General features: G+C 42.2%; 3 protein-coding genes and 1 pseudogene. 2 read left to right on the top strand and 2 right to left on the bottom strand.

What is annotated here, in order from left to right; all coding sequences use genetic code 11:
• Positions 1 to 190 precede the first annotated feature (190 nt).
• Positions 191 to 856, bottom strand: coding sequence for a DNA-binding response regulator (locus AC6F75_RS10085; RefSeq protein WP_500714899.1), 666 nt, complete (start codon positions 854 to 856; stop codon positions 191 to 193).
• Entirely contained in the window at positions 856 to 2,514 is a 1,659-nt protein-coding gene (locus AC6F75_RS10090) for a tetratricopeptide repeat-containing sensor histidine kinase (RefSeq protein ID WP_500714900.1), read from the bottom strand. The genes AC6F75_RS10085 and AC6F75_RS10090 overlap by 1 nt, the downstream gene beginning before the upstream one ends.
• Positions 2,515 to 3,085: 571 nt before the next feature.
• Here AC6F75_RS10090 and AC6F75_RS10095 point away from each other — a divergent pair.
• Together AC6F75_RS10095 and AC6F75_RS10100 are read left to right on the top strand one after the other, a co-directional pair.
• A pseudogene (locus AC6F75_RS10095) lies at positions 3,086 to 3,445 on the top strand (alpha-ketoglutarate-dependent dioxygenase AlkB family protein); the annotation flags it as partial.
• Between the two features lie 755 nt (positions 3,446 to 4,200).
• Positions 4,201 to 9,671: fibronectin type III domain-containing protein (locus AC6F75_RS10100; protein ID WP_500714901.1), on the top strand; the 5,471-nt coding region annotated here is incomplete at its 3' end.

Below are 9,671 nucleotides of genomic sequence, written 5' to 3' on the forward strand. Positions count from 1 at the left end.
AATTAAATTTCAAGATCCCCGCATACGCGAGGATAGTATTTGAGCAACTGTACCTGAGCAACAGGGTGCGATTAGCTACGCTGAATCTTCGATTTCCTCGTCGCTATCACTCCCACGGAATGACAAAAAAGGGGGTCACCCCGACTCCGGACAACCCGCCACCTTGAACCTTGAACTTTGAACCTTGACCTCAAATCAACCCCAAATCCTTGGCCTTGGCGATAAGCTGTGTCCCGTTTTTGGCATCAAATTGGTTGCGCAAAACACCCAGGCGTTTTTCTACCGCGCTTAAACTGGCGGGCTTGATGTGGTGTTCTTTGAAGTAGTCGGCGATTTCGTCCTGAACGAGACCATTGGCGAGTTGCTTGAGCAATTCGATGTCATAATCGTCAATCTCTAAAACCGATTTTGAATGCAGGGCCGAAACCAACTGAGGCGAAACATAGGTCTTGCCCTGATACACATCCTCCACCGCTTCGGTGAGCTGCTGCAAGCCCTGTCTGCCTTTACAAACATAACCGTTGATTTGGTGCTTTTGGATGAGGTTGCGAACGATTTGCGGTTTTTCCTCGATGGTATAGACAATGATTTTTAAATCGGGATAAGTGGCTTTTAATTGGATTGCGAGTTCATCGCCGGACTTGATTTTCTGCTCCCGGTGGTCGGTTTTAAAAGACAAATCGGTGATAAGGAGTTCATAGGGAGTGCCCTCTTTTACGGCTGCCAGTATTTTTAACCGGGCATCATCACAATAATTCACCCGGTCAATACGGGCAATGCCCATAGGGCCCAGGATGCTGTGCACACCGGTGTTGATGCTTACCAGATCGTCTGCTATTAGTGCTTTTGAAAACATTATACGATAATTTTGGCCTTAAACCCTTTTCCGGGCTGTGACTCAAAAGTAATAATTCCGTTTAAGGTAAAAATGCGGTTTTCCGCATTTTGAAGTCCGGTTTGCTTTTTTAACACAGTGCCTTCCCCATTGTCGGAATAATCAATCGTTATTTTTTGACGCTGCTGACCCATAGCGACCGCCACCAGCGTGGCCCGGCTGTGCTTTTTCATATTGGTCATCAACTCCTGCAGCACCCGGTATATGGCATTCTTTTTTTCAGGGGAAACCGTGTTCCAGTCGATGGAGGCGGTTTCCCGCTTGATGATTTTTACACTGTTTGATTGGTAAGCCGACAGCAAATCGGTGAGGGTTTCGTCAAAAGGGGCTTCGGTATCCAGTGCCTGATACTCTTTGGAAATGTCGCGCGACTTGTTGTAAATCTGTTCCAGGTCATCGAGCACGTCTTCATCCCTGCCCCTTTCCACCTGCATTTTAACCATCAACTGATACACTTCATTGGCCAGCTCGTCGTGTACCTTTTTGGAAATACGGCTTTCGGTTTTGATGACCTCCTGGCTACGGATGCGCCTGATCCTGCCCAGGATGAGGACAATAAGTAAAACCAATAAGGCCAAAGCTAAAATACCAATGATCAGTATGAATGCTTTTTGGCTACGCTCTTTTTCCAGCAACAATTCTGCCCGTTGGGTATTGAGTATTTCCCGTTCCACGTCAAAACGCAGGGCTGCATAGAGGTTTTGTTCCTCTTGTTTGGCACGATGGATACTGTCAAATAGCGTTTTGTACCGGCTCACCATCGGGTCGTTGTTCAGGTCCATCAGTATGGAGAGTGACTCCAGCAGATAAGATGCACTGTTGAGTTCGCGGGCAATATCAAGTGTGGCTGTTGCATAATTCAGTGCCGTTGCGGTATCCCTTTCGCTTAAAGCGAAAAGTGCCAGATGCCGAATGCCGGAATATCTGCCTTCAAGATCATTGATTTGATTTCGCAGTTGCAGGGCTTTTTGTATGGTTGCCGTACCCGAACTGTTGTGCTGCTCCAGTTGCAACACCCCCAGGTTGTTGAGGGCACGTGCCCATCTTGCGGTATCTCCAATGTGACGACCCAATTCAATGGCCAACAGGAAATCCTGTTCCGCCAATGGATAATTTTTCATGTCCAGGTACACATTGCCGCGGTTGTTCAACAGACCGATGCTGTCCCTTGTGGTTTTTACATAGGCCAAAGCCCGACTATAGTAATCAAAGGCCTTGTCAAAATGGTTTTTGTTGCGGTAAAGCATCCCCAGGTGGTTGAAGAGACCGGCATAACGGCTGTTTTTACCTCTATTGCTATCGGTGTCGGGACTGTCAGGCAAAGCATCCAGCCACTGAAGGGCCTGCACGGCTTCCTGTTCGCTTTCAGTAAAGGTGCCCATCTTAAAACCCGCAATTACTGCCAGACGTTGGGCATCAATGGCCTGAAGCGTATCGCCGTTTTTTATATGGGTTTGCGCGGCATCTAAATAATAAAAATAACCCGAGGGCAAATGGTCGGGCTGTGTGGGCTTGTCTACCCATTGGTAATACAGTTGGGTGCTGTCCACCGCTTGGGAAAAAGCGGCAGTACTCAGCAGCAGACAAAACAGAACTATTGGTAATGGTTGGATAAACATCCCCTAAAGGTAGGAACAAAATGGGAAATGGGGATTGATGACTTTATTTTTTAACCACAATGGGCACAAGCAGGTAACAAAAATTACAAGGAAAAAGTGTCACTGTATCGCAGTTGCTTCCTCGCTCATCTCATTTGCACCGCAGAGGCGCTGAGAACGCAGAGAAAAACACTCTCCTCTTACCATTCACCACTAAATAAAAGTTTCTTTTATATTTTCTCATATCCATTTTGAAATCTACTTTAGGCAGAAAGGTTTGGTTTTGGAATGGGGGTGCATATTGGAGTTTAAGGTTATACTCTCGTTTTTTACCCTGATTGTGTTTGTTTGCTGTTTTTCAATGATTTACGTTTTTAATGGATTTAATGAAGCTTATATGAAGTGTATATAGGACTACTATGGGACTATTATGAAGCTAGTATGGAGCTATTATTAAGTATTAAGAAGATTGTGAGTTTAGGAGTCTGTGAGTTTTTGAGTGTTTGGGGTTGTTATTAATGCTTAAGGCCTTAGCTGCATTATTTTACACGAGTCTAATTGAGTTAGCACTTAGGAAACGTCTTGTAGATTGTTGCCCTGGACTGACGAGTTGTTACAATTAAAAACGGTTATTGAGAAAAAAACCGGGAAAACCTTAAATTCCTGCTTGCTCAACCTCTATCACAGCGGTGAAGAAGGCATGGCCTGGCACAGTGACGGGGAAAAAGACCTGAAAAAGAATGGTGCCATTGGCTCACTGAGTTTTGGAGCCGAACGCAAATTTGCTTTCAAGCACAAAGCGACCAAAGAAAAAGTATCGCTTGTTCTTGAACACGGCAGCCTCTTGGTAATGAAAGGTAGCACACAAACCCATTGGTTGCACCGCCTCCCTCCCACTAAACTCGTCACTGCACCAAGGGTAAACCTGACGTTCAGGATGATAATACAATAAGTATTAATTACTACTGTATATGTTTGAAGTAAGACCGCAAACATCACCGTCGGTGCTCTGTCGCATGCTGTTGCAGTAGCCTGACCCCGTGTCGCCATAGCTTTATCCCCACATTCGCGAGGATAAGAGAAATAAAAAAGGAGCCCTTCCCCAAAGGCTCCCTTTTAAATTCAGATTAGGATTTTAAGCAATCAAAAGATTTATAGTAACCGTTAGTGATTGGTTTTCAAGATATGCCAAAAACTTCATTTCGGTATTTCCCTAATCTGGTTTTATTCACTTTTAATACTACAAAGATGAAAACTATTGTAAAACTGCATGTTACAAAATAAAAGGATAAGTTTACACAAATCACATATTTTCCATATGAGCTGTCTTTTTGCTTTTATTATTTTTGGTAATGAGCCCTCACAACCCCCAACCCTTCAAGGGCTCAAAACCCTTGAAGGGTTGGTGAAAAAAAATTAATTTAAGCTTTTTTAAAAGAAAACACTCCGCACCTGTATAATGACTGACTTAAAAGTTTATAATTAAATAATATAAAAAGGTTATGCAAAAAGAAAAACAATAGCTATTAAAATAAACATGAGAAATCAACAGGCTTTTCGCTGTTAAAACCGCATAGGATTTTCTGTTTAACAAAATTTTAATTACATTTAGCAACTCTTAACTAAAATTTAAGTTTCCCTACTAAAATTAACCAATTAAGAAGTCACTTTTTTTGGGGAAAAAACGTTTAATTAAATTAACATATTATGAAAAAAATTATTTTTTTGCTTGTAACCCTTTTGTTTACAAGCTATGGTGTATTTGCCCAATTTGGTTGCAACTCAGGTGTTGTGATTACAAACGGGTACACACAAATGGGGATTACCACTCCCGGAACAGGAGGTCCTGAAGATTGGAATGTCAATCCAACAGGAACATCTATTTCCGGATTTTATTGGGACGATGATGTATATTTATTTGAATATACAGCAGGTGTTACTGCTGAAAATATTTCAATGACCATTTTCACAAGAAATGGTTGGAACGGTATAGGAATCTTTGATGACTGTATTGGAAATGAATTCAGTAATGAGTTGGATGCATCTGGTGTATCAACTAGTAATGTTTCAAAAACCGTTTCTGCAAATATATCTGCTGGAAACACTGTTTATATTGCAGTAGGCCAATGGGGCACACCCAATGACTTAGATTTTGATGTTACAGATTTTACTGTAGTACAAATTCTTTGTGCAGATCCAACATCTTTAAATGCAAGTAATATTACTGTTTCATCAGCTGATTTAGGCTGGACAGAAATGGGGTCAGCTACAACATGGGATATAGAATGGGGTAGTGCTGGGTTTACTCCCACAGGCTCCCCTACCATATCCGGTACAAACTCAAACCCATACCCGATTAGCGGCTTAACAGACAATACATCCTATGATTTTTATGTGCGTGCAGACTGTGGTGCCAATGGTTTAAGTAACTGGTCAGGCCCCCACACATTTACGACACCTTGTGTCTCAATAGCAGCTCCATGGCTGGATGATGTAGAGGCGCACACACCAACTACTAACCTGAGTCTTTCTCAATGCTGGACAGCATCTTCACAATCTACCTTAGATTGGAATATTGGAACTGGCACTACTACTTCTTCAAACACAGGTCCTTCAGGTGCTAATAGCGGAACGAATTATTTTTATTTAGAAGCTACAAATGGCTCTACGGGCGATGAAGCATACCTTGTCACCCCGGTGATCAATATCAACACTTTGACTGATCCTGCACTGTACTTCTATTATCATATGTATGGAGTAAACATGGGTGATTTGTATATTGATGTCCATGACGGAACAACCTGGACCAATGGTGTGGCATCTATACTAGGTGAACAGCAAACAAGTGAAGCTGATCCTTGGTTACAACTAATTGTCAATCTAACAGGTTATACCGGGGACATACAAATAAGGTTCAGGGGTGTGAAAGGGTCTAGTTTTGAAGGTGACATATCTTTAGACGATATCGCAATAAATGAAGCTCCCTCTTGTTTTGATCCTACAAACTTAACAGCAACAGCCATTACTGCTACAACGGCAGATTTAGGCTGGACAGAAAACGGAACGGCCACAACATGGGACATTGAATGGGGCACAGCCGGGTTTTCACCCACAGGCTCCCCTACCATAGCGGGTACTACTTCAAATCCATACCCACTCATGGGCTTGGCAGCAGAAACTTCCTATGAATTTTATGTTAGAGCTGATTGTGGTGTTGACGGTTTTAGCAACTGGTCCGGACCTTTTGCATTCACAACGCCTTGTGTAGCAGTAGTTGCTCCTTGGACTGAAGATTTTGAAAACGCAGGTTCCATACCCAATTGCTGGAGTCAGGGTGCTTCAAATGCCAAAGACTGGCAGTTTGCAAATTCCGCTGGTTCCAATCATATAGGTAATAATGGTACTATGGGCGGCACAACTGCCAGTGGAGGCTATTTTGCCTGGGTCGATGATTCAACTCCCAATGTATTGGGAACTACCTTGGAGAGCCCGCTAATTGATGTGAGTGGGCTTACAACCCCTTTGTTATCTTTCTATTTAATAAGCCATAATGAGGGCTTTAGCAACGTTGACTTTTCTGTTGAAGTTTGGGATGGTGCTGCATGGAACCAGGTGTTTTTCAGCGATTCAAATACACTGAACGGGGAATGGGAGAAATTTGAAATATACTTGTCTTCATTAACGATTACCGGTCCTATCCAATTACGATTTATTGTTGATGAAAACAACGGTACCGATTTTTATGATGATGTGGCCATTGATGACGTTTCTGTAATAGAAGCACCTCTATGTCCTGATCCATCGCTTTTAACAGCTACCAACATGACAGCAACCACTGCTGACCTTGGATGGCAGGAAAATGGCACTGCTACAGCCTGGGATATTGAATATGGAGCAGCAGGTTTTACACCTTCGGGCACACCAACAGTGAGTGTTGTTACCAATCCTTATACGCTACCGGGATTAACACCTGTTACACAATACGATTATTATGTAAGGGCAGATTGCGGGACTGATGGTTTCAGTACTTGGTCAGGACCCTTTACATTCCAAACAGAATGTACCGCACAACTTTCCGGAACATACACTATAGGCGCCACAGGCAATTATGCTACTTTAACAGATGCTGTATTTGATCTTAACAACTGTGGGATTTCAGGTCCTGTGACCTTTAATGTAATGACCGGCTCAGGCCCATACAACGAGCAAGTGATTATTAATGAGATTGTTGGTGCCAGTGCAGTCAATACCATCACATTCAACGGTAATGGCGAAACCTTGACATCCACAACCACTACAGGTGACAGATCTCTTATCCTATTGGATGGAGCTGATTATGTGACCATTGATAACTTTAATCTGGTCACCATATCTGAAGATAACAACTTTGTTATTCAGCTTGTCAATGAAGCTAATTTTAACGTGATCAATAACAATATGATTGATATGTCCTCTACGTTTCTCAATACAGGAACTACCAATGCCGGGATTGTAGTTTCAGGAAGTTTGACGAGTGCTACTTCGTCAACCAACCTGGGAGGTACTGATAATACATTTACAAACAATACCATTATCGGTGGGTATTATGGTATTAGCATCAATGGTGAGTCGTCAACAAACAATTCATTGAATGACGTAATTTCAGATAACGTTCTTCAGGATTTCAGATTGTATGGTATGTATTTAAGAAGCATTACCAATGCTACGATTACAAACAATGATATCAGCCAGCCTACAAGGGCAAATACAGGCTCAGCCTATGGTATTTACTTTTTGACCAGCGGTGAGAACAATCTCGTGGAGGCAAACAGGATTTATGATTTACATGCAGGTGATCCCACCACCACAAGTCTTGCTTATGGTATCTGGCACTCTGGTGTAGATGCTACAGTGGGCAATCATAACATGGTAGTCAATAACCTTATTTATAATATATATGGTAACGGAACCATCTATGGCCTTTATAACTCCAGCAGTGACGGTGTGTATTACTATCACAATACAGTATCCCTGGATAACACAGCTGCTACAGGGGGAACAACCAGAGGTATTTATCAAACAACCACTGCTACAGATATTGAGTTTAAAAACAATATCGTTACCATAACCAGAGGAGGAAGCGGTACAAAATATGCTTTGTATTATAATACCGGGACATCTGTTATTGCAAGTGATAACAATGTACTCTATGTAGACGCACCAGCCGGAACCAACGGTGTAGGATATTATTCTACTACTGGATATACAACATTGTTTGAATGGCAAACAATTGCCAATGGCGGTATCTATGACAATGCCTCAGTTGATGCAGATCCTTTATATGTCAACCCACTAGGTGGTGATTTTACCCCAAGCAATAGTGCTGTTAACAACATTGGTGCTGCATTGGGTGTTTTAACTGACATCGACGGAAACCCCAGGGATGCTGTTACACCAGATCCGGGTGCTTATGAATTTACACCCCCGGCCTGCCCACAGCCTTCAGATTTGGAAGCAACCAATTTTACTGCAACATCAGCTGATTTGGGATGGACCGAAAACGGTACAGCTACCACTTGGGATATTGAATTAGGCCCTGCAGGATTTACTCCAACAGAAGTTCCAACTACTGCAGGAGTAACTACAAACCCATATACTCAGGGTGGCTTAACTGAACTCACTGAGTACGATTTCTATGTAAGGGCCGATTGTGGCGGTGGTGATCTTAGTGTTTGGGTAGGACCTCACACTTTTACTACAGGTTGTCTAGCCCCACTGGCGGGAAGCTATACTATAGACGCCGCTGGAACCGGAGACTTTATTTCTCTAAATGAAGCCGTCATCTCACTGATTAATTGTGGTGTTTCCGCTCCGGTAACAATGAATATTCTACCGGGATCAGGACCTTATGACGAACAAATTGTAATCCCTGAAATAGTTGGAGCCAGTGCTGTTAATACCATTACATTTAATGGAAATGGGGAAACAATGACAGCCATGACCACTAGTGGAAGCAGATCACTCATACTTCTAGATGGGGCTGACTACATTACTTTGGTTAATTTTAACCTGGTCACTCAATCTGTGGATAATAACTTTGTGATTCAGTTGACCAATGATGCTGATTTCAATACCATTACAAGTTGTACAATTGATATGACATCTACCTTTAGCAATACTGGTACTACCAATGCCGGGATTGTAGTTTCAGGTAGTTTAACGAGTGCCACTTCAACAACAGGTTCGCCGGGTACTGACAATATTTTTGTCAATAATACCATTATTGGTGGTTATTATGGTATTACCATCAATGGAGAATCATCTGCAAATAACTCGATGAACAACATAATCTCTGGTAACACCATTCAAGATTTCAGATTTTATGGCTTGTATTTAAGAAGTATTTCAAATGCATTCATTACAAATAATGATATCAGCAGGCCAACCAGATCAGATGTAAGTACTTTTTATGGCATGTACTTTGTTACCAGTGGTGAAAACAACTTGATTGAAAGCAACAGGATGTATGATGCTTATAAAGGCTCAGGTAGAGATAACACTAATACTACATATGGTATTTATCATACCGGTATTGATGCTACACTTGGCAATGCCAACAAAGTGATCAACAATGTTGTTTATAATATTAATAACAACGGGTCAATTTATGCATTCTATAACTCCAGCAGCGACGGTGTACACTATTACCATAACACCATTTCTCTGGATGATGCCAATGCCACCGGAGGTTTGACCAGAGGATTTCATCAGGTTACAACTGCAACAGACATTGAGTTCAAAAACAACATCATATCAATAACCCGTGGTGGTACAGGTATTAAATATGCTTTGTATTTTTCAACAGCAGCATCTACCATTGACAGTGATTATAATGTATTGTATGTTGATGCACCTGCAGGAACCAATTCTATTGGTTATTCAGGATCGGCGCAAGCAACCTTGGCTGATTGGCAACTTGCTACATCAGGTGATGCCAATTCAGTTGATATCAACCCAATGTTGGCCAATCCAATTGGAGGGCAATTATCACCAACCAACGTAGCAGTTGATAATATGGGTACCCCACTGGGAGTATTAACAGATATTGATGGTAATCCAAGAAGTTTGACAACACCGGACGTTGGGGCTTATGAATTTACACCCCCGGCCTGTTTACAGCCTTCTGCTTTAACAGCAAC

The sequence above is a fragment of the Planktosalinus sp. genome (assembly GCF_059864935.1).

What these genes read in the sequence shown, in the direction of transcription:
- AC6F75_RS10085 (WP_500714899.1), bottom strand. Translation starts at nt 856, where the DNA reads ATGTTTTCAAAAGCACTAATAGCAGACGATCTGGTAAGCATCAACACC.
- AC6F75_RS10090 (WP_500714900.1), bottom strand. Translation starts at nt 2,514, where the DNA reads ATGTTTATCCAACCATTACCAATAGTTCTGTTTTGTCTGCTGCTGAGT.